We start from the raw sequence: 20435 nt of genomic DNA on the forward strand, positions 1-20435 counted from the left end.
GTCACTGTCCTTCCCGGTCGGATACGACCGAAGCGTATCGATTCCCACCCGCTGTGCCGTCCACGGCGGCATGACCGCCGGTGGACCCGAAGCCCCCCTCGGCCCGCGCCGAGCCGGGAAGCTCCGCCACCTCGTGGAAGCGCACCTTCTCGACCTGCTGGACGACCAGTTGGGCAATCCGGTCGAACCGTTCGAACCGCACCGTCTCGCGCGGGTCGAGATTGACCACGATCACCTTGATCTCTCCACGGTACCCGGCATCCACCGTCCCCGGGGCATTCACGAGCGCGACTCCGCAGCGGGCGGCCAGTCCGGAGCGGGGGTGCACGAAGGCGGCGTAACCGTCGGGGAGGGCGATCGAGACGCCGGTGGGCAGCACGGCGCGCTCGCCGGGGGCCAGTTCGGCGGCCTCGGTGGTGACCAGGTCGGCACCCGCGTCGCCGGGGTGGCCGTAGGCGGGCAGCGGCACCTCGGGGTCGACCCGGCGGATCAGCACGTCGACGGGGGCGCGCATCAGGGGTTCACCTCGAAGGCGCGGGCCCGGCGGACCTGGTCGGGGTCGGACATGGCGGCCCGGATCTCCTCCGGCCGGCCGTTGTCGACGAAGTGGTCGACCTTGACCTCGACGAAGACGGCGCCGGCGCGGACGGCGACGGGGCCGTCGGGGCCGCCGAGCCGGCCGGTGGCGGTCGAGTAGATCTTGCGGCCGTGGACGGCGGTGACCTCGGCCTGGAGGTGCAGGACGGTGCCGACGGGCACGGGCCGGACGAAGTCGGTCTCCAGGCGGCCGGTCACGGCGATCACGCGGAGCAGCCAGTTCAGGGAGCCGAGGGTCTCGTCGAGCGCGGTGGCGAGCACGCCGCCGTGGGCGAGGCCGGGGGCGCCCTGGTGGTCCGGGGTCACGGTGAACTCGGCGGTGACGGTCACGCCCTCGCCCGCGCGCGCGTCCAGGTGGAGCCCGTGGGGCTGGCCGCCGCCGCAGCCGAAGCAGTGCTCGTAGTGCGAGCCGAGCGGCTCGCCCGGGGCGGGCGCGTCCGGGTGGCGGACCGGCGCCGAGGCGTCGGGCGGCGGGGTCAGGGCGGCAGATGTTGCAGTCACAGGCGCAGACCTTACCCGCGCCGACGGGCGGCGGTCGCGCCGTGCCAAGCTTGGACGCATGCAGCCTTCCACGCCGTCTCCGGCCCCCTCCCCCGAGTCCCCCGGGTCCGCCGCCTCCCCCTCGGCACCGGCGGCCCCGCGTTTCGACGAGCGGCTGACCGTGCCGGGCTCGTGGTGGGTGATCGTGGGGCTGCTCGCGCTCTCCGGCGGCCTGATCACCTTCCCGCTGGGGACGGTGCCGCTGCTGGGCGGTCTGATCGTGGCGGGGGTCGCGGCCGGTGTGGCCGCCTCCTCGTACGGCTCCGCCCGCATCCGGGTGGTGGCCGGCTCGCTGGTGGCGGGCGACGCCCGGGTGCCGGTGTCGGCGCTGGGGGCGGTCGAGGTGCTGGACGAGGAGGAGGCGCGCGCCTGGCGCACGCACAAGGCCGATCCGCGCGCCTTCCTGCTGATGCGCAGCTACGTGCCCCGGGCGGTGCGGATCGAGGTCACGGACCCGGCGGACCCGACCCCGTACCTGTACCTCTCGACCCGCGACCCGGAGGGTCTGGCGGCGGCGGTGGAGGCGGTGCGGGCGGAGGGCTGAGCCCTTCCGGGAGTGCCGTCGCCCGTCCCTGCCGGGCTGTCGTCGCCCCTGCCGACCGTTCCCGTCCGGGGCCGCTCCAGGCGGCCCGGGACGGTCTAGAAGCCCGGTTCTCCGGGCTTCTCCGGGTTCCGGGGGCGTTCCTCCAGCGGGGGCGGCTCCGGCAGCCGGCCCCAGGCGACCTGCCGGACCCTGAGGTCCTTGCGGATGTGCTCGGCGAGCTTCTTGGTGTCGCGCCGGTTCATGACGGCGCCGACGGCCGCGCCCACCATGAACGGGGCCAGGTTCGGCAGGGTGCGGACCATGCGCTTCATGATCTGCTGGCGCAGCTCGCGCTTGAGCTGTCCGCCGAGGGCCGCGTTGACCGTGGTGGGCTTGGTGGGGTCGATGCCCCGCTCCTCGGCCCAGGAGGCCAGGTAGGCGGCGGACCGCTGGGCCAGGTTGCCGGGCGGTCTGAGGCCGTAGACCTCGTGGAGTTCGGCGATGAGTTTGAGCTCGATCGCGGCGACCCCGGTGATCTCGGCGGCCAGTTCGGCCGGCATGGCCGGGGGCACGGGGAGCATGGCGGCCGCGCCGATGCCCGCGCCGACGGTCGAGCTGGCGTTGGCCGCGCCGAAGACCAGCTTGTCGGCCAGCTCCTCGGGGCCGAGCCCGGGGAACTGCCCGCGCAGGGTCGCGAGGTCGCGCACGGGGATGCGCGGGGCCAGGTCGATGAGGCGGTCGGCCAGCTGGCCGATGCCCGCCTTGGCTCCGTCGCCGCCGCGCCGCACGCCCTGCCGGACGCCCTCGACCCCGCGCCGGACGGCGTCGACGCGGGCGGCGTCGAGTCTGATCCGGTCGAGCTGTGCGCGCGCCGGATCGGCCAGCCGCCGGACGGCGCCCAGCCTGCCGGGACGGTCCTCCTCCGGCGCCTCGGGCGCCTCGGGGGTGCCCGGGGTGTCCCGCGCGGCGGGAAGGTGTGCCTGGCCCTGTCCGGGGACGAGGGGGGCGGTTTCGAGCGAGGCCGCGGGGCCCCGCTCGTCGCCCGCCGAGTCGTAGGTGGACAGGGGGACGGCCTGCTCGGCGTCGGGAGCCTGGGCTCCTTCCGTCGGGCCGGTGCCGCCCTTGTGCGTCCGGGACCTCACGGAGAGGATCGGACGCCGCTTCCGGGACGGGTTGTCGCCTGCCACGGCCGACCCTGTCTCAGTCGCAGTCGCGGCAGATCGGCTGGCCGTTCTTCTCGCGCGCCAGCTGGCTGCGGTGGTGCACGAGGAAGCAGCTCATGCAGGTGAACTCGTCGGCCTGCTTGGGCAGGACCCGGACGGCCAGTTCCTCGTTCGAGAGGTCTGCGCCGGGCAGCTCCAGGCCCTCGGCGGCCTCGAACTCGTCGACGTCGACGGTCGAGGTCGACTTGTCGTTCCGCCGGGCCTTCAGTTCTTCGAGGCTGTCCGAATCGACGTCGTCGTCTGTCTTGCGTGGGGTGTCGTAGTCCGTTGCCATGTCGCTCTCCCCCTCTGGGTGGTTGCGGTGTCTCAGCGCACGTAACGCGTGAGAGGTCGGACTTGTGCCCGACCTGAGGCGCAGATTTTGCCTCACATCAAGGTCTGTTACTCAATCGACACCCGTCCCGCGCTCTCACGAGTGATCGGGTACGAGTGGCGATGCGGACCGTACACGGTCCGGGGGGCGCCTCTGTGCGGCGCCACCCCGTGTACTTCCCGTCGCCCGGCGTCTGGGAAACCCGGACTTTTCCCGGTTTTCTCCCGGAATTCGCGGTCACGGAGCGCTACCCCGCAGGCACTCGCTCTTGTGATCGATCACACACGTCCGTCTCGGGACGGAGGGTGTGGAATTCCGCTCAAAGCGAACAGATCGGTCTTCGCTCTTGCAGTGTGTCAGATCGGCAGAGTGACACGCATCACCAGGCCGCCGCCCTCGCGGGGCTCCGCCCCGATGCGCCCGCCGTGCGCCCGCGCCACCGAGCGCGCGATCGACAGCCCGAGGCCGACGCCCTTGTCGCTGCCGGTCCGCTCCTGCCGGAGCCTGCGGAACGGCTCGAAGAGGTTGTCGATCTCGTACGCGGGGACCACCGGCCCCGTGTTGGTCACCACGAGGACCGCCTGGCCGTGCCCGGCCTCGGTGGAGACCTCGACCCAGCCGCCCTCCCCCGGAAGCGCTTCGCGCTGCCCCGTCCCACTCGGCACGTTGTACCGCACGGCGTTCTGGAGCAGGTTCAGGGCGATCCGCTCCAGCAGGACCCCGTTGCCCTGGACGACGGCCGGGGACCGCTCGCCGCGGATCTCCACGCCCTTCGCCGCGGCCTCGGCGCGCACCTGGTCGACCGCCCGCTCGGCGACCTCCGCCAGGTCCACCGGCTTGCGCTCGACGATCTGGTTGTCGCTGCGGGCGAGCAGGAGCAGGCCCTCCACGAGCTGCTCGCTGCGCTCGTTGGTGGCCAGCAGGGTCTTGCCGAGCTGTTGCAGCTCCACCGGCGCCCCGGGATCGGAGAGGTGCACCTCCAGGAGCGTGCGGTTGATCGCGAGCGGGGTGCGCAGCTCGTGCGAGGCGTTGGCGACGAAGCGCTGCTGGGCCGTGAAGGCCCGTTCCAGCCGCTCCAGCATCTCGTCGAAGGTGTCCGCCAGCTCCTTCAGCTCGTCGTCCGGGCCGTCCAGCTCGATCCGGCGGGCCAGGTCGGAGCCGGCCACCTGGCGGGCGGTCCGGGTGATCCGGCCCAGCGGCGAGAGGACCCGGCCGGCCATGGCGTAGCCGAAGGCGAAGGCGATGATGCTCAGCCCGAGGAGGGCGAAGAGGGAGCGCCGCAGCAGGTCCTCCAGGGCCAGCTCCGACTGGTGCCGCAGGCAGACCGAGACGGCGGCGTCGAACTGCTCGCCGGTGCCCTTGTCGGGCAGCACGCACCAGGAGGTGGTGGGCTGGACCTGCCCCGCGACGATCTTGAAGGGCAGCTGGGAGGCGCTGTTCGTCAGGGTCTGCGCGGTGAAGAGGTAGATGATCGACAGCAGCAGGATGCCGGCGATCAGGAACATCCCGCCGTACAGCAGCGTGAGCCGTATCCGGATGGTCGGCCGCAGCAGCGGCCGGACCGGGTCGCGGGGGTCCCAGGTGGGCTTCGGAGGCGCCTGCGGGTGCGGCGCGGGGGTCGCGGCCACCGGTTCAGATCCGGTAGCCGGAGCCGGGCACGGTGACGATGACGGGCGGCTCGCCCAGCTTGCGCCGCAGGGTCATGACGGTGACCCGGACCACGTTGGTGAACGGGTCGGTGTTCTCGTCCCACGCCTTCTCCAGGAGCTGCTCCGCCGAGACGACGGCGCCCTCGGAGCGCATGAGGACCTCCAGGACGGCGAACTCCTTGGGGGCGAGCTGGACCTCCCGGCCGTCCCGGAAGACCTCGCGGCGGTTGGGGTCGAGCCGGATGCCGGCCCGCTCCAGGACGGGCGGCAGCGGCACGCTGGTGCGCCGGCCGAGCGCCCGCACGCGCGCGGTGAGCTCGGTGAAGGCGAAGGGCTTGGGCAGGTAGTCGTCGGCGCCCAGCTCCAGGCCCTCGACCCGGTCGCTGACGTCGCCGGAGGCGGTGAGCATCAGGACCCGGGTGGGCATGCCCAGCTCGACGATCCGGCGGCAGACGTCGTCGCCGTGGACCAGGGGCAGGTCGCGGTCGAGGACGACCACGTCGTAGTCGTTGACCCCGACCCGCTCCAGGGCGGCGGCGCCGTCGTACACGACGTCGACGGCCATGGCCTCCCGGCGCAGTCCGGTGGCCACCGCATCGGCGAGCAGCTGCTCGTCCTCGACGACGAGTACGCGCACGTCGTTCTTCCTTCCCTCGGCGCTCCGGTCGGAGCGGACCGGGGGCGGTTCTGAGCACTGACTGTGCGTGTCCATCCTGCCCGGTACGCGCGTAAACCGGCGGTAAGCCGAGGGGTGGGCGGGGGCCCGGCGGCCGGTGCTCCCGGGGCCCCGGCGGGACGGGCGGAGGCCCGGCGGGGGCGGGGCCGCGGGCGGGTGTACGGCCGGTGTACGGCGGGCGGCGCCGAGAATTCACCGGTTTCCCGGGCCAGTTGAGGTTTCCGTGCGCGGAGGGCTGGGGAGGAGGTCTGCACACCCCGCGATCACGCCCTGTTGTGGCACGCCCACGACTCTTCCGTCCCCCGGGAGCGAGCAGCGTGTGATCCGACCCACCCTCGGCACACCCCGTGCCACCGACCCACGAGGAGGGGCGCATGGACGCTTTCACCGCAGGGCTGCTGCACCGCATCAGGACCACGCAGTCGGACCTCACGCGGGCGCGCGAGACCGGCGACGAGTACCTCGCGGAGGTCGAGCAGGCCGAGCTGGAGGACCTGCACCGGCTGGCCGCGGAGCACGGCGTGGAGGTCGCGCCGGCCTGCGCTCAGAGCGCCTGAGCCACCGCACTCCCCGGAGTGCGCGGCGGTGCCCCGGAGCCTTCCCGGCTCCGGGGCACCGCCGTGTCCGGGGCCGGGCTCAGTCGTGCCAGGCGCCGAGCCGGTCGAGCAGCTCCTGAAGGGGCCCGAAGAGGCCCTCGGGGGCCGCCACGGCCAGTTCCCCGGACTCGGGCTCCCCGGGCCGCCCGCCGGTGCGCGCGCCCGCCTCGCGGGCGATCAGGGCCCCCGCCGCGTGGTCCCAGGGGTTGAGGCCGCGCTCGTAGTACGCGTCGAGCCGGCCGGCCGCCACGTCGCACAGGTCGATGGCGGCCGAGCCGCCGCGCCGGATGTCGCGGACCAGCGGCAGGACCTCGCGCACCACGTCGGCCTGGTGGGCGCGGCGGGACTGCACGTAGCCGAAGCCGGTGCCCAGGAGGGCCTGCTCGAAGGGGGGCGCGGTGCGGACCGCGAGCCGGCGGTCGCCCAGGTGCGCGCCGCCGCCGAGGACGGCCCGGAAGGTCTCGCCGCGCAGCGGGGCGTCGACGATGCCGACGACGGTCTCGCCGTCGCGCTCGGCGGCGATGGAGACCGCCCAGGACGGCAGGCCGTAGAGGTAGTTCACGGTGCCGTCGAGGGGGTCGATGATCCAGCGGACGCCGCTGGTGCCCTCGGTGGCGGCGCCCTCCTCGCCGAGGAGGCCGTCGTGCGGGCGGTGCTCGGCGAGGAAGCCGGTGATCAGCTTCTCGGCGGCGATGTCCATCTCGGTGACGACGTCGATGGCACTGGTCTTGGTGGCGGCGACGGCGAGGTCGTCGGGCCGGCCGTCGCGGAGCAGCTCCCCGGCCCGCCGGGCGGCCTCCAGGGCCAGGTCGAGGAGGTCGGCGAGCAGGGGGTCGGATGCGGTCACGGCGGGGCTCCTCAGGCGTAGGGGCTGTCGGCGCCGGCGGCGGCGGGGCGCTCGGCCCGGGCCGGGCAGCAGCCGACGGGGCAGAGGTCGTGGGAGGGGCCGAGGGCGCCGAGGGCGCACCGCTCCGGGCGGGTGCCGCGCTCGGCGGCGGCCCGCTCCAGGACGAGGTCGCGGACGGCGGCGGCGAAGCGGGGGTCGGCGCCGACGGTGGCGGACCGGCGGACCGGCAGCTCCAGTTCGGCGGCCTTGGCGGTGGCCTCCGTGTCGAGGTCGTAGAGGACCTCCATGTGGTCGGAGACGAAGCCGATGGGGACCATGACGGCGGCGGGCGCGCCGGCCGCGCGCAGCTCCGCCAGGTGGTCGCAGACGTCGGGCTCCAGCCAGGGGACGTGCGGGGCGCCGCTGCGGGACTGGTAGACGAGCTTCCAGGGGTGGTCGGTGCCGGTCTTCTCGCGGACGGCGTCGGCGATCGTGCGGGCCACGTCGAGGTGCTGGCGCACATAGGCGCCGCCGGGGCCGTGGTCGGCGACGGGGCCGGAGGTGTCGGCGGCGGAGTCCGGGATGGAGTGGGTGGTGAAGACGAGGTGGGCGCCGGTCCGGACGGACTCGTCGAGTTCGGCGAGGGAGGCGAGGACGCCCTCGGTCATGGGCTCCACGAAGCCGGGGTGGTTGAAGTAGTGGCGCAGCTTGTCGACCCTGGGCACCGGGAGGCCCTCAGCCTCCAGGGCGGCGAGCGCGTCGGCGAGGTTCTCGCGGTACTGGCGGCAGCCGGAGTAGGAGGCGTAGGCGCTGGTGGTGAGGACGGCGATGCGGCGGCGGCCGTCGCGGACCATCTCGCGGAGGGTGTCGGTGAGGTACGGGGCCCAGTTCCGGTTGCCCCAGTAGACCGGGAGGGCGAGGCCGGCGGCGGCGAAGTCGGCGCGCAGCGCGTCGAGGAGGGCGCGGTTCTGGCCGTTGATCGGGCTGACGCCGCCGAAGAGGAAGTAGTGCTGCCCCACTTCCTTGAGCCGTTCCCTGGGGATGCCGCGGCCGCGCGTCACGTTCTCCAGGAACGGGACGACGTCGTCCGGGCCCTCGGGGCCGCCGAAGGAGAGCAGCAGCAGTGCGTCGTACGGGGCGGGATCGTGCTGATCGGACATGGCTCCGATCCTCCCACCCGGGGCCGGGCGGCCGGGGCGCGGCCCGGCCGGAATCGGGGGTGACCCACCGGCTTCGAACCCTTAGGCTTTAGCTGTTAATTAAACGTGTCGGTCGTCACCCCGCGCCGCGCGTCGAGCCGCAGAGCCGGAGCCCCCCTTGCCCAGTCCCTATCGCGCGATCTTCGCGGCGCCCGGTACCGCCTCGTTCTCCGTGGCCGGCTTCCTCGGCCGCATGCCGCTGTCCATGATGGGCATCGGCATCGTCACGATGATCTCCCAGGTCACCGGCCGGTACGGCCTCGCCGGCGCCCTCTCGGCGACCCTGGCGATGTCCGCCGCCGTCCTCGGCCCCCAGGTCTCCCGCATGGTCGACCGGTACGGGCAGCGGCGGGTGCTGCGCCCGGTCACCCTGGTCTCCGTGGCGGCCGCCACCGGTCTGCTGCTGTGCGTGCAGCAGGGGGCGCCGGACTGGACCCTCTTCGCCTTCACCGCCGTGATCGGCGTGGTGCCGAGCGTCGGCGCCATGACCCGGGCCCGCTGGGCGGACATCTACGAGGGCGACGCCCGCTCGCTGCACACCGCGTACTCGTGGGAGTCGATCGTCGACGAGGTGTGCTTCATCTTCGGCCCGATCATCTCCATCGGCCTGTCCACCACCTGGTTCCCGGAGGCCGGTCCGCTGCTGGCCGGCGTCTTCCTGGCGATCGGCGTCTTCTGGCTGACCGCCCAGCGCGGCACCGAGCCGGCGCCGCACCCGCAGACCGCCGAGAAGCGCGGTTCGGCGCTGCGCTCCCCCGGTCTCCAGGTGCTGACGCTCGCCTTCGTCGCCACCGGCGCGATCTTCGGCTCGGTGGACGTGGTGACGGTGGCCTTCGCCGAGGAGAGCGGCCGGAAGGCCGCCGCCAGCCTGGTCCTCGCCGTGTACGCGCTGGGCTCCTGCCTGGCCGGCGCGGTCTTCGGGCTGCTGCACCTCAAGGGCGAGCCGTCCCGTCGCTGGCTGCTGGGCATCTGCGCGATGGCCGTGAGTATGATCCCCCTCCTACTGGCCGGGAGCCTTCCGCTGCTGGCCGTGGCGCTCTTTGTCGCGGGCCTCTCCATCGCGCCGACGATGGTGACCACCATGGCCCTCGTCGAGAAGCACGTACCGCGCACCCAGCTGACCGAGGGCATGACCTGGACCGGCACCGGCCTCGCGATCGGCGTGGCCCTGGGCTCCTCGGCCGCCGGCTGGGTGGTCGACGCCTCGGGGGCGGAGTCGGCGTACGTGGTGCCCGTCGTCTCGGGCGCGCTCGCGGTCGTGGTGGGTGTGCTCGGCCACCGCCGGCTGCGCAGGCCGGTGACGGACCGGGAGGGGCGAGATGAGCACGAGGACAGCGGGAGCGGCGAGCGGGCCGTGGCGTAACTGGGCGGGGAACGTGACCTCCCGCCCGGTGCGGGAGGCGCGACCGGCCTCGGCGGAGGAACTGGCCGCCGAGATCCGCCGGGCCGCCGAGGACGGGCTGCGGGTGAAGACGGTCGGCACCGGCCACTCCTTCACCGCGATCGCGGCCACCGACGGCGTGCTGGTCCGGCCGGACCTGCTGACCGGCGTCCGGGGGATCGACCGCGCGGCGATGACGGTGACGGTGGAGTCCGGCACCCCGCTGAAGCGGCTCAACGTGGCACTGGCCCGGGAGGGCCTGTCGCTCACGAACATGGGCGACATCATGGAGCAGACCGTCGCCGGCGCCACCTCGACCGGCACCCACGGCACCGGCCGGGGCTCGGCCTCCATCGCGGCCCAGATCCGCGCCCTGGAGCTGGTCACCGCCGACGGCACCCTGATGACCTGCTCGCCGGAGGAGAACCCGGAGGTCTTCGCGGCGGCCCGGATCGGGCTGGGGGCGCTGGGCGTGGTCACCGCGCTCACCTTCGCGGTGGAGCCGGTCTTCCTGCTCACCGCGCGCGAGGAGCCGATGCGCTTCGACCGGGTGCTGGCGGAGTTCGACGAGCTGCACGCGGAGAACGAGCACTTCGAGTTCTACTGGTTCCCCCACACGGACAACTGCAACACCAAGCGCAACAACCGCAGCGCGGGCCCCGCCGCCCCGCTGGGCCGGTTCGGCGGCTGGTTCGAGGACGAGTTCCTCTCCAACGGGGTCTTCGGGGCCGCCTGCGCGCTCGGCCGGGCCGTGCCGCCCGCGATCCCGGGGATCGCGCGGGTCTCCAGCCGCGCCCTGTCCGCCCGCACGTACACCGACATCCCCTACAAGGTCTTCACCTCGCCGCGCCGGGTGCGCTTCCTGGAGATGGAGTACGCGCTGCCGCGCGAGGCGGCGACGGCCGCGCTGCGGGAGCTGAAGGCGATGGTGGAGGGCTCGCCGCTGAAGGTGAGCTTCCCGGTGGAGGTGCGCACCGCGCCCGCCGACGACATCGCGCTCTCCACGGCCTCCGGGCGGGAGACCGCCTACGTCGCCGTGCACCTCTACCGGGGCACGCCGCACCAGGCGTACTTCACCGCCGTGGAGCGGATCATGACCGCGCACGGGGGCCGGCCGCACTGGGGCAAGGTGCACACCCGGGACGCCGCCCACCTCGCGGAGGCGTACCCGCGCTTCGGCGAGTTCACGGCGCTGCGCGACCGGCTGGACCCGGACCGGCGCTTCGGCAACGACTACCTGCGCCGGGTCCTGGGCGACTGACCGGGGCCCGGAGGGGCGGCGGTCAGCCCGCCGGGGCCTCCGGGGCGTCCCCGCGCGCGGGGGCGCCGGCCGTCGGGGCCGAGGGTCCGGCGGGTTCGGCCGGGACGGTCGGCGCCGTGGTGGGCGCGGTGGGCCCGGTCGGGTCCGGGGCGGGCCCGGTGCCGCCGGTGGCGGTCGGGTCCGGGGCCGGGGCGGTGGTGGCTCCGCCGTCCTGGGTGCGGTCCCCGGGGCCGGGGGTGGCGCCGGTCGACGGTGTGCCGGTGCCGGCGGAGGGCGTGCTCCCGGTCGTCCGGTCCCCGTCCCCCGGGGTTCCGGCGGAGCCGCCGGGCGCCGGGGCGGAGGGCTCCTCCTCGCGCGCGGGCGCGTCCTGGCCCGCGCCGCCGCCGCGCACGACGGAGCCGAAGGTGGTGGTGCCCTCGGTGCCGCCGAGGTCCTGGCCGGAGGCGAGTTCGTAGGCGGTGATGCCGCCCATGGTGACGCCGAAGACGACGGCGGCGGCGAGGACCGGCCGCTTCCAGCCGCGCAGCCGGGTGCCGTGGGTGGTGGCGGTGCCGAACTCCCCGCTGCCGGACTTCCCGGTGCCGGACCCCCCGGCCGCCTCCCCGGGGAGCGCGTGGAGCAGCAGCGTGCCGGGGTCCTCGGCGGGGGCCGCCGGGGCGGTCCGGCGGGGCCGGGGCCGGGTCGCGGTGGTGGCGTCCCGCATCTGCTCGCCGGTGTGCCGGAAGAGCTGCTGGAAGAGGGGGCCGCCGCAGGTCGCGACGACGCTGATCACGCCGGCGCCGAGGATCGTCCCGTACACGCCGAGGGTGGAGGCGAGTTTGGCGGCGATGACGGCGGCGAGGGCGCTGCCGGCGACCTGGGGGACGCTCAGGTCGATCTTCCGCTTCTCCTTGCCGTCCGCGTCGTCCGGGCCGCCCGGGTCGCTCTCCCCGGTCCCGCCCCCGTCGTCCACGGCGCGGGAGAGCCGGGTCTCCGCTTCGTCCGTGTCGCCGCTCCGCCTGTGCCGCATCTCCACCCTCTGCCTGGTCATCTGTTCCACCGTGCACCCAGAAGGGACAAATGAGCGAAGCGAATAGTTCCGTTTCAGGGGGTTCTGTGAAGAGTGCCACGCGGGAGGAATGAAGGCGGGGGACCAACTCCCGGACACCCCGATAACTCGGGCGGCGCGCCGGTCCACCCGGGTGGCCCGAATGGAGTACATTGACGAACCCTGGGTCCGGACGCCTTCACGGGCGCCCGGAAACGGAACAACTACGTAGCGTGACACCCAGTCACTCCGGGTAGTGAACAGGTAACCGTGCCCTCACGGCGCCCTCGGGTCCACGCCCGACACGCCGGGCAACTCGGCAAGGTAGTGGCAGGCTGCACCCGGGCAGGCCACACTCGACTAGCGGAAGCAGCGACGCACGTGACGTCGGCAGGCACCACCCGGGAGGTCCCCATGCCCGAACTGCGTGTCGTGGCCGTCTCCAACGACGGCACACGACTGGTGCTCAAGGCTGCCGACAGCACGGAGTACACGCTCCCGATCGACGAGCGGCTCCGCGCCGCCGTGCGCAACGACCGCGCGCGCCTCGGCCAGATCGAGATCGAGGTGGAGAGCCACCTCCGCCCCCGGGACATCCAGGCGCGGATACGAGCCGGTGCCTCCGCCGAGGAGGTCGCCCAGCTCGCCGGCATCCCCGTCGACCGGGTCCGCCGCTTCGAGGGCCCCGTCCTCGCCGAGCGCGCCTTCATGGCCGAGCGCGCCCGCAAGACCCCGGTCCGCCGCCCCGGCGAGAACAGCGGCCCCCAGCTCGGCGAGGCCGTGCAGGAGCGGCTGCTGCTGCGCGGCGCCGACAAGGACACCGTGCAGTGGGACTCCTGGCGCCGCGACGACGGCACCTGGGAGGTGCTGCTCGTCTACCGCGTCGCCGGCGAGGTGCACACCGCCAGCTGGACCTACGACCCGCCGCGCCGCCTCGTCCAGGCCGTGGACGACGAGGCGCGGGCGCTGATCGGCGAGACCGACGACACCCTCGCCGCCGCCCCCGAGCCCAGCTTCCCGTTCGTGCCCCGGATCGCCCGGCTGCCCCGGGACCGGCCGCTGGACCGCGCCCTGGACCGGCAGCTCGACCGCGTCGACCGGGTCGAGCGCGCCCCGCTGACCGCCTCGGCCGAGCCCGAGGAGGAGCGGGACTCGCTCACCAGCCTCCTGGAGGCGGTGCCCAGCTTCCGGGGCGACATGGTCGTGCCCGAGCAGCCCGTCTCCTCCGACCCCGCCGACGAGGTCGAGGCGGAGGAGCCCCCGGCTCCCGCCGCCTCCGCCGGCGCGGGCGCGGCCTACGCCGACGTCCTCATGCCCCGCGCCGTCTCCGGCCACCGCGACCGGCTGCACGGCGCCACCGACCGGCAGGCGGAGGCCGACGGCGTCCGGCCGGGCCGCCGCGCGGCCGTCCCGAGCTGGGACGAGATCGTCTTCGGCACCCGCCGCAAGAAGCAGGACTGAGCGGAGGACGGGCGGGGCGTACGGCTCCGGCCGCACGCCCCGCCCGTCGCTCCCGCCGCCTCACCCCCGCCCGGTCACTCCGGGTCCGGGCCCGTCGCCACCGGGCGGGCCGGGTCGGCGGACCACTCCGACCAGGAACCGGCGTACAGGGCCGCCGGGACGCCCGCGATCTCCAGGGCCAGCACCTCGTGGGCGCCCGAGACGCCCGACCCGCAGTAGACGCCGACCTCCGCGCCCGGCACCGCGCCCAGCGCGGCGAACCGCGCGCGCAGCGCGTCGGCGGCCAGGAAGCGGCCGTCCTCCGCCGTGTTCTCCGTCGTCGGCGCCGACCGGGCGCCCGGCACGTGCCCGCCGACCCGGTCGATCGGCTCCACGTCGCCCCGGTACCGCTCGGCGGCCCGCGCGTCCAGGAGCAGCCCCGACCGGGCCAGGGCCGCCGCCCCGTCCGCGTCGAGGAGCCCCAGCCCGCCCGGCACCGGCGCGAAGTCGCCCGGCTCCGGCTCCGGGATCTCCGCCGACAGCTCCCCCGGCCAGGCCGCGAGGCCCCCGTCGAGGACCCGTACGTCCGGGTGGCCGGTCCAGCGCAGCAGCCACCAGGCGCGGGCCGCGGCCCAGCCGAGCCCGCCGTCGTAGACCACCACCGGGCGGTCGGCGCGGACCCCGGCCCGGCGCATGGCCGCGCCGAAGGCGTCCGGGTCGGGCAGCGGGTGCCGGCCGCCCGCCCCGGGCGGCCCGGCCAGCTCGGCGTCGAGGTCCACGTAGACGGCGCCGGGCAGGTGCCCGGCCTCGTAGGCGGGGCGGCCGGGCGGGCCGCCGAGGGTCCAGCGGACGTCCAGGAGGACCGGCGGACGGCCGCCCGCCGACTCGCTCGCGAGTTCGCTTGCGGAGATGATGGGATTCATGGGGTCATCCTCGCGCAGCGCCGCGCGCGCCGGGGACGGACCCGGCGTCCTCCCCGAGGATCGCGCCAGGAGGGTGCGACCGGGGCGCGCCGTGCGCGGCCCGGTGGGACCACCGGGGGCGGAAAGCGGCCACGACTCTAGGGTCCGAGGAGCGAGTGGAGATGACCGAGGCCGCCCGGCGCAGCCCGGGAACGCCCTGCTGGGTGAGTCTGATGGTGCACGGGCTCGACGCGACCCTCGATTTCTACCGGCGGCTGTTCGACTGGGAGTTCGTCCCCGGGCCCCGGCACCTCGGCCCGTACGTCCGGGCCCTGAGCGACGGGCGCGAGGTGGCCGGCATCGGGGAACTGCCCCCGGAGCGGCGCCTGACCGTCGCCTGGACCACCTACCTGGCCACCGGGGACGCCGACGAGACCGCCGAGACGGTCCGCTGCTGCGGCGGGACGGTGGCTGTGGGGCCGCTGGACACCGGCGAGGCGGGCCGCATGGTGATCTGCGCCGACCCGGCCGGCGCCGTCTTCGGTCTCTGGGAGGCCGGGGCCCACCACGGCACCGCGCTCTCCGGCCCGCCCGGCACCCCGGTCTGGAACGAGCTGGTCACCTACGACACGGCGGCCGTCGGCGCCTTCTACCGGACGGTCTTCGGCTACGCGGCGGAGCCCGGCGACCCGGCGGACGGCGACCGCGTCGTCCTGAGCGCGGACGGGCGGCCGGTCGCCTCGCTGCGCGGGGCCGGCGGCGAACTCCCCCTGGGCCGGGGCCCGCGCTGGATGACGTCCTTCGCGGTGGCCGACGCGGACGCGGCCGCCGAGCTGGTGGCGGAGCTGGGCGGCCGGGTGCCGGGGCCGGTCCGGGACGTGCCCGCCGGGCGCGCGGTCCTGGTCGCGGACCCGGAGGGCGCGGTCTTCACCCTGGTGGGTCCCGCCGGCCGTTGACGTCCGCGCCCGGGCCGCCGTGCCGTGCCCCGGAGCCGTCCGGCCGGGGTCAGGCGCGGGCCGCGGCCCGGCGGAAGAGGGAGCCGGAGCGGGCGGGCGCCCCGCCCGGCAGGCCCAGCTCGGTCAGCCGGTCCGGGGCGAAGTGGTGGGCGACCGCCGGGTCCGCGTGGTGCTCCGCCAGATAGTGCGCGGTCCCGGCGCGCAGCCCCGGGTGGGCGGTGTGCCGCATGCAGTACCCGACCGCGCGGACCAGCGGGGCGAGCGACGCGGGGGCGCGGCCCGGCAGCGCGGGCGCGGCGCCGGACTCCAGGTCGGGCACCAGGTGGTCGACCACGGTGAGCGGGATCCGGTTGCTGTTCTCGAAGGGCTCCAGGCGGCGCAGCAGGTCGCCGGTGCCGACCCGGGCGACCGGGACGCCGTAGTACACGGCGGCGGTGAGCATCGCGGTGGAGAAGCAGCCGACGACGAGCCGGAGGTCGCAGCGCTCGTAGAAGGTCTCGGCGAGGAGCGGCACGTCGAGGACGGTGAGCCGGACCCCGGCCTCCTCGGCGGCCTCCCGCAGGGCGGTGGAGTATCCGGCGGGCGCGGTGGGGTGCGGCTTGAAGACGACCGAGCGGTGGCCGAGGGCGGCGGCGCCCCTCAGCATGCGGACGTGCAGGTCCTCTTCCTCCTCGACGGTGAGCAGGCCGAGCGTGGCGAGGTACTGGCCGAGGAGGAGCGCGGTGGGGGCGGCGGCCGCGGCGCGGGCGACCGCCGGGTCGGCGGCGGCGTCGGCGGCGATCTCGGCGAGGACGGCGCGGAAGGCGGTGTCGGGGACCAGCGCGGACGGGACGCCGTACTCGGTGAGGAGCATCGGGACCAGGCCCGGCACCAGGTCGAGGTGGAGCAGGCGGCGGACCCGGCAGGCGAGGGACTGGGCGAGGTCGGAGCGGGTGGGGCCGTAGCTCATCAGGCCGTCGGCGTAGACCTCGACGGAGCTCTCCGGGAAGCAGGCGCCGAGCGCCTTGGCCGGGTTGACCTGGATGGACTCGACGATCAGCTCGACGGGGCCGGGGCCGAGGTCCCAGGCGGTGCGCAGCACGCGCTGCCAGAGCGGGGCCTCCTCGGGGCGGGGGCCCCAGGCGGCGGGGTGGTACGGGTGGATGGTCGCGTTCCAGTCGAGGACGCCGTCGAAGCGGGCGGCGATCCGCCCGTAGCCGGTCATGGTCTCCAGGCGGAGCGCGGTCTCCGGGATCTCGGCGTGGTGCGAGAGGAGCAGCAGGCGGCGGGCGGTGCCGGGCTCGCCGTACAGTCCGGCGTCGACGGCGGCGGCGACGGTCGCCGCCCCGTACAGGGTGGACACCTGGAAGAGCTGGACCGGGCGGTCGTCGGGGCGCGGGGCGGGGGCCATGGTCAGGGAGTCCTTCCGGTGTCGCGCAGGCTCCGCAGGAGGGTGGCGCGGGGGGTGTCCATGGTGGCGAGGGTCTCGTCGAGGACCTCTCGGGGCATCCGGCGCAGGGCGGCGGTGACGTCGGTGCGCAGGCGCTCGGCGACCTCCGGCTGGTAGGAGCCGGCTTTGCCGGTGTGGAAGGCGATCAGGGCGCAGTAGGTGCGGACCGCCTTGGGCAGGAAGCGGTCGGCCTCGCGGTCGCGGGCGACCTCGTCGAGGAGCAGGTCGTAGGAGGGGATGAAGTCGAGCTGGCGGTTGTCGCCGATCTGGGTGAGCGAGGTGGTGACGCCGCGCCGGTAGAAGACGCCGTGCAGGGAGAGGGCGGCGTAGCTGCGGGCGGTGAGGTGGAGGCGCCAGACCCAGAGCCGGTCCTCGGCGGTGCGCAGGCTGGTCTCGAAGCGGCCGGCGCCGTCGGCGAAGAGGCGGGCGCTGTAGATCCCGAAGGGCACGAAGGGGTAGTCGACCATGGTGACCATGCCGGCCGGGACGATGCCGTCGCGGGGGTCCATGACGGTGTCGCGGCGGGGCGCGGGCGCGTATTTGACGTGCCGTTTGCGGCCCTCGGCGAGGACGTGGTCGGTGCGGGCGAAGTCGCAGCCGAGCCGTTCGATGCCGTCGACGGCGGCGCGCAGGTGGCCGGGGGCGTACCAGTCGTCGCCGTCGAGGAAGGTGATGTGGTCGCCGGTGGCGGCGTCGATGCCGGTGTTGCGGGCCTGGGCGACGCCGAGGTTGGTCGGGTGGCGGATGACCCGGGTGTTCGGGATGCGGTCCTTCCAGCGGTCGAGGACGTCCGGGGTCTCGTCGGTGGAGCAGTCGTCGATCAGGAGGAACTCGAAGTCCGGGTCCGCGTTGTGGGCGAGGCTGCGGACGGTGTCGGGGGCGTACGGCCCGACGTTGTGGAACGGGACGACGACGGAGAGCTTGGGCACGCGGTGGATCCCCACGGGTTCGAGGGCTGGCGGACGGGCGGAAGGGCGGCGGGCCTCACGCGCCGGTACGGCGGGGAGCGTAATCGGCGTCCCGGCCGGCCGGACGAGCCCCGTGTGGACCGCCGGTGAACTCTTGGCGTCCACCGGTCGTACCGGCGGCCTTCCGCCGGGAGCGGCGGGTCAGGAGGGCGGTGGCGAGGAGGGCCAGGAGGGCGGCGGCTCCGGCGGCGGCGCCGAGGCGGAGGCCGGGCGGGCGGTAGGAGCAGCCGATCCGGGTGGCGGAGCCGTCGAGGGGGACGGCGAGCAGGCCCCGGTGGGCGCGGGCGGGGACCGGTTCGGCGTCGCCGGCCGCGCACCGCCAGCCGGGGGTGCGGGGGACGGCGACGACGGCGGTCCCGGTGCTGCCGGGCGGGAGTTCGGCGCTGATCGTGTGCCCGGTGGCGGTGACGCGGGTGGCGCCGGTGGCGGTGAGGCGGGCGACGGCGGCGGTGAGCCGGGCGGGGTCGAGGCAGCCGACGGACTGCCGGGGCAGCCGGACCTTCTTCTTCGCCGGGGTCAGGGTGACGCGGACCCCGCCGTCGGCGGGGACGGTGCCGAGGACGGCCATCGGGGCGCGGACGGCCGGCGGGCGGCCGTCGTACGCCACGGGGGCACCGCCGTCGAGGGCGGCGGTGCCGTGGTATTCGGGCGCCCAGAACCAGAGGGCGGTGCCGGCCGGGCAGCGGGCGGTCAGCACGGTGCCGTCGCGGCGGACGGCGGGCAGGGTGTAGACGGAGGCGCCGAGGAGGAGTTCCTGGTTCCGGAAGGCGGAGTCGGCCGGGTCGATCCGGGCGTCCCCGGCGGGGTGGACGGTGACGAGCGGTGGTACGGGGGTGGTGGCGGCGGTCACGGCGGCGCGGGGCGCGGCGTCCTGGCGGACCGGTCCTGCGGGCACCGAGCGGATGCGGGTGCCGATGGAGAAGAGGGCGTCGGTGACCGGGTTGTCGAGGGTGACGGGGTGCCGGCCCTTGGCGTAGTGGCCGAAGCCGAGGGAGTCCAGGGTGCGGGAGGTGGCCTCGGTGGTGAGGCTGGAGTAGACCTCGGCGCCCTCGCCGCCGACCAGGAGGGGTTCGTTGCCGCCGGGCAGTTCGCCGGGGTCGGTGCGGTGGGCGGGCCAGGCGTCGGCGCGGGCGGTCTCGGCGGCCACCGCGCGCTGCCAGGGCCCGATCCGGGGCGCCCAGGAGACCTCGGCGCGCTGCCGGGCCTCGATCCGCGCTCCGCCGACGACCGTCTCGCCCGCCTGCGCGGCGAGCAGGAGGACGGCGGCGCCGGCGGCGAGCGGGGCGCTCCGGCGGGGGGCGGTGCCCGCGCGGCGCAGCAGGAGCACGGCGGCCAGGGCGGTGAGGGCGGCGGCGCCGAAGGCGGGGTAGGTCGCGCCGTCGATGTCGGTGCTGGTGCGGGCGGCGAGGGCGAGCGCGGCGAGGAGCGCGGCGGCGCCGAGGAGCGCGGGCGGGCGGGGCAGGCCGGGGGCGGCCGACAGCCAGGCGGCGATCAGGAGCAGTCCGCACAGGACGAAGGTCTGGCGGTAGGGGTTGCCGTTGGGCGAGGCGCCCGCGTGCCAGAGGAGGTGGGTGGGCTCCCACTGGAGGGAGAGCGTGACCAGGACGGCCAGCGCGGTCCAGGCGTACCGGACGCGGGGGGCGACGGCCCGGTTGAAGGGCAGGGTGAGGGCGAGGGCGAGCGCGGGGGTGCCGATGAAGAGGGCCGGCGTGTTCACGTTGGCGGTCGCGGGCAGCAGGCGGCCGAGGAGTTCGGTCCAGGAGGCGGGCGCGAAGACGGTGACGGGGGTGGGGTCGGCGTACTTCGTGCCGCGGAAGACGACGAGGACGAGGGGGGCGGCCAGTCCGACGCCGATGCCGACGGTCCGGGCGGCCCGGAGCAGGGCGGCGAGCCGCCACCGGGCGGGAGGGGGAGCGGGCTGCCCGGTCGGCCCCGTCGGCCCCGTCGGCCTGGTCAGTCCGGTCGGCCCGGTCGGTCCGGTCGGTCCGGTCGGTCCGGTCGGTCCGGTCGGCTCGGTCGGCTCGGTGGTGAGCAGGCGGACGGCGAGGAAGAGGGCGGCGCCGAGGGTCGCCATGTAGGCGGTGTAGAAGTTCGCGGCCCAGGCGAGCGCGACGACCAGCGGGCCGAGGAGGGGCCGGCGGCCGGTGCGGGCCCACTCCGCCACCAGGCAGAGCAGCGGGAAGGCGATGAGCCCGTCGAGCCACATGGGCACGGAGGCGCCGTGGTTGAAGGTCCAGCCGGAGAGGGCGTAGGCGGCGCCGAGCAGGGCGGCGAGCGGCCAGGGCCCCGGGCGGTCCGCCGGGCGGATCCGGACCAGCAGGGCGGCCATCGCGGCGCCTGCGGCGGTGATCTTGAGGGCGGTGATGACGTACAGCGCGAGTTCCGGCCGGTCGGCCGGGAAGAGCACGACGAGGAGCGCGAAGGGGCTGCTCAGATAGGTGCCGATGTCGCCGAGGAAGTTGGCGCCGAAGCCGGAGTTCCAGTTGAGGAGGGCGTCGCCGTGGGTGTCGCCGAGGAGGAAGGCGCGCCAGTAGGCGTGGTACGGCAGGTACTGCTGGCCCAGGTCGACGACGTTGCGGGTGTACGGGCCGAGGGGGTGGCTGCGGGCGAGCGCGGTGGCCAGTGCGAAGACCAGCGCGGTGAGCACTCCGGCCGCGGCGGGCGCGAGGAGCCGGGGGTCGCGCGCGCGGCGGGGGCGTCCCGCCGTGCCGGGCTCCCCGTCCCGGACGGGCGCCGGGTCCGGGTCCGCGTCGGGCACGGTCGTCGCGGCGGGTGGCACTCGTCCTCCAGGATGCGCTCGGCGCGCGTCGTCCGCCCGGCGGCGGGCGCGCGACGGGCCTGAGGCGCGCCGCCCGTACCGGGCCGGGAACCGCGCCGGGCCCATTACCGCCGGGGCGGACGTCCCGGAAGGGAGCGGCGGGCGGTCTCC

Annotated in this window: 19 protein-coding genes; 6 read left to right on the forward strand and 13 right to left on the reverse strand. The window is 75.4% G+C overall.

Annotated features, from left to right (window positions below; translation table 11 throughout):
- Position 1 precedes the first annotated feature (1 nt).
- Together dut and IE219_RS24665 are read right to left on the reverse strand one after the other, a co-directional pair.
- Complete coding sequence (gene dut, locus IE219_RS24660) at positions 2–514, reverse strand: dUTP diphosphatase (protein ID WP_189981228.1); 513 nt, start codon at positions 512–514, stop codon at positions 2–4.
- Positions 514–1098 (reverse strand): PaaI family thioesterase, encoded by a 585-nt coding sequence (locus IE219_RS24665; RefSeq protein WP_189981230.1) that lies wholly within the window; start codon positions 1096–1098, stop codon positions 514–516. Before IE219_RS24665 ends, dut begins: the two co-directional genes overlap by 1 nt.
- Before the next feature lie 58 nt (positions 1099–1156).
- Between IE219_RS24665 and IE219_RS24670 the strand changes: the two genes are divergently transcribed.
- Entirely contained in the window at positions 1157–1681 is a 525-nt protein-coding gene (locus tag IE219_RS24670; RefSeq protein WP_189981232.1) for a DUF3093 domain-containing protein, read from the forward strand.
- A 95-nt stretch (positions 1682–1776) separates the two neighbouring features.
- Here IE219_RS24670 and IE219_RS24675 read toward each other — a convergent pair whose 3' ends face one another.
- The 4 genes from IE219_RS24675 to IE219_RS24690 all read right to left on the reverse strand — a co-directional run bounded on the left by IE219_RS24675 (position 1777) and on the right by IE219_RS24690 (position 5482).
- Positions 1777–2847: a hypothetical protein gene (locus IE219_RS24675; RefSeq protein ID WP_189981234.1), complete on the reverse strand. Its 1071-nt coding sequence runs from the start codon at positions 2845–2847 to the stop codon at positions 1777–1779.
- Positions 2848–2860: 13 nt separating this feature from the next.
- Complete coding sequence (locus IE219_RS24680) at positions 2861–3157, reverse strand: DUF4193 domain-containing protein (protein ID WP_003955561.1); 297 nt, start codon at positions 3155–3157, stop codon at positions 2861–2863.
- Positions 3158–3552: 395 nt separating this feature from the next.
- Positions 3553–4824: a sensor histidine kinase gene (locus IE219_RS24685; RefSeq protein ID WP_189981236.1), complete on the reverse strand. Its 1272-nt coding sequence runs from the start codon at positions 4822–4824 to the stop codon at positions 3553–3555.
- 4 nt (positions 4825–4828) lie between these two features.
- A complete protein-coding gene (locus IE219_RS24690) occupies positions 4829–5482 on the reverse strand; it encodes a response regulator transcription factor (protein ID WP_189981238.1) in 654 nt (217 codons plus the stop codon).
- Positions 5483–5895: 413 nt separating this feature from the next.
- On the opposite strand from IE219_RS24690, the gene IE219_RS24695 reads away from it, so the two are divergent.
- Positions 5896–6078 (forward strand): hypothetical protein, encoded by a 183-nt coding sequence (locus IE219_RS24695; RefSeq protein ID WP_189981240.1) that lies wholly within the window; start codon positions 5896–5898, stop codon positions 6076–6078.
- A gap of 79 nt (positions 6079–6157) precedes the next feature.
- Here the strand turns inward: IE219_RS24695 and IE219_RS24700 are convergent, their stop codons facing one another.
- Both IE219_RS24700 and IE219_RS24705 read right to left on the reverse strand, forming a co-directional pair.
- A complete protein-coding gene (locus IE219_RS24700; RefSeq protein ID WP_229849988.1) occupies positions 6158–6964 on the reverse strand; it encodes an inositol monophosphatase family protein in 807 nt (268 codons plus the stop codon).
- Between the two features lie 11 nt (positions 6965–6975).
- On the reverse strand, positions 6976–8103 hold the full coding sequence (locus IE219_RS24705; protein ID WP_189981241.1) for a ferrochelatase: 1128 nt from the start codon (positions 8101–8103) through the stop codon (positions 6976–6978).
- A 157-nt stretch (positions 8104–8260) separates the two neighbouring features.
- Between IE219_RS24705 and IE219_RS24710 the strand changes: the two genes are divergently transcribed.
- Positions 8261–9505: an MFS transporter gene (locus tag IE219_RS24710; protein WP_189981243.1), complete on the forward strand. Its 1245-nt coding sequence runs from the start codon at positions 8261–8263 to the stop codon at positions 9503–9505.
- Positions 9462–10784, forward strand: coding sequence for a D-arabinono-1,4-lactone oxidase (locus IE219_RS24715; RefSeq protein ID WP_189981245.1), 1323 nt, complete (start codon positions 9462–9464; stop codon positions 10782–10784). Before IE219_RS24710 ends, IE219_RS24715 begins: the two co-directional genes overlap by 44 nt.
- A gap of 22 nt (positions 10785–10806) precedes the next feature.
- Here the strand turns inward: IE219_RS24715 and IE219_RS24720 are convergent, their stop codons facing one another.
- Positions 10807–11814 (reverse strand): hypothetical protein, encoded by a 1008-nt coding sequence (locus tag IE219_RS24720; RefSeq protein WP_229849989.1) that lies wholly within the window; start codon positions 11812–11814, stop codon positions 10807–10809.
- A 411-nt stretch (positions 11815–12225) separates the two neighbouring features.
- On the opposite strand from IE219_RS24720, the gene sepH reads away from it, so the two are divergent.
- Positions 12226–13272, forward strand: coding sequence for a septation protein SepH (gene sepH / locus IE219_RS24725; protein ID WP_229849990.1), 1047 nt, complete (start codon positions 12226–12228; stop codon positions 13270–13272).
- Positions 13273–13346: 74 nt separating this feature from the next.
- On the opposite strand, the gene IE219_RS24730 is transcribed toward sepH, so the two are convergent.
- Complete coding sequence (locus tag IE219_RS24730) at positions 13347–14174, reverse strand: sulfurtransferase (RefSeq protein WP_189981249.1); 828 nt, start codon at positions 14172–14174, stop codon at positions 13347–13349.
- A 161-nt stretch (positions 14175–14335) separates the two neighbouring features.
- Between IE219_RS24730 and IE219_RS24735 the strand changes: the two genes are divergently transcribed.
- Positions 14336–15109 (forward strand): VOC family protein, encoded by a 774-nt coding sequence (locus IE219_RS24735; protein ID WP_189981251.1) that lies wholly within the window; start codon positions 14336–14338, stop codon positions 15107–15109.
- Between the two features lie 49 nt (positions 15110–15158).
- Here IE219_RS24735 and IE219_RS24740 read toward each other — a convergent pair whose 3' ends face one another.
- The 3 genes from IE219_RS24740 to IE219_RS24750 are packed head-to-tail and all read right to left on the reverse strand — an operon-like array spanning position 15159 to position 20285.
- Positions 15159–16499: a polysialyltransferase family glycosyltransferase gene (locus tag IE219_RS24740; RefSeq protein WP_189981253.1), complete on the reverse strand. Its 1341-nt coding sequence runs from the start codon at positions 16497–16499 to the stop codon at positions 15159–15161.
- 2 nt (positions 16500–16501) lie between these two features.
- Positions 16502–17467: a glycosyltransferase family 2 protein gene (locus tag IE219_RS24745; RefSeq protein WP_189981255.1), complete on the reverse strand. Its 966-nt coding sequence runs from the start codon at positions 17465–17467 to the stop codon at positions 16502–16504.
- Positions 17468–17522: 55 nt separating this feature from the next.
- Positions 17523–20285, reverse strand: a complete 2763-nt coding sequence (locus tag IE219_RS24750; RefSeq protein WP_229849991.1) for a YfhO family protein — start codon at positions 20283–20285, stop codon at positions 17523–17525.
- Positions 20286–20435: the final 150 nt, after the last annotated feature.

This window comes from Streptomyces termitum (genome assembly GCF_014650175.1).
Classification (GTDB): Bacteria; Actinomycetota; Actinomycetes; order Streptomycetales; family Streptomycetaceae; genus Streptomyces; species Streptomyces termitum.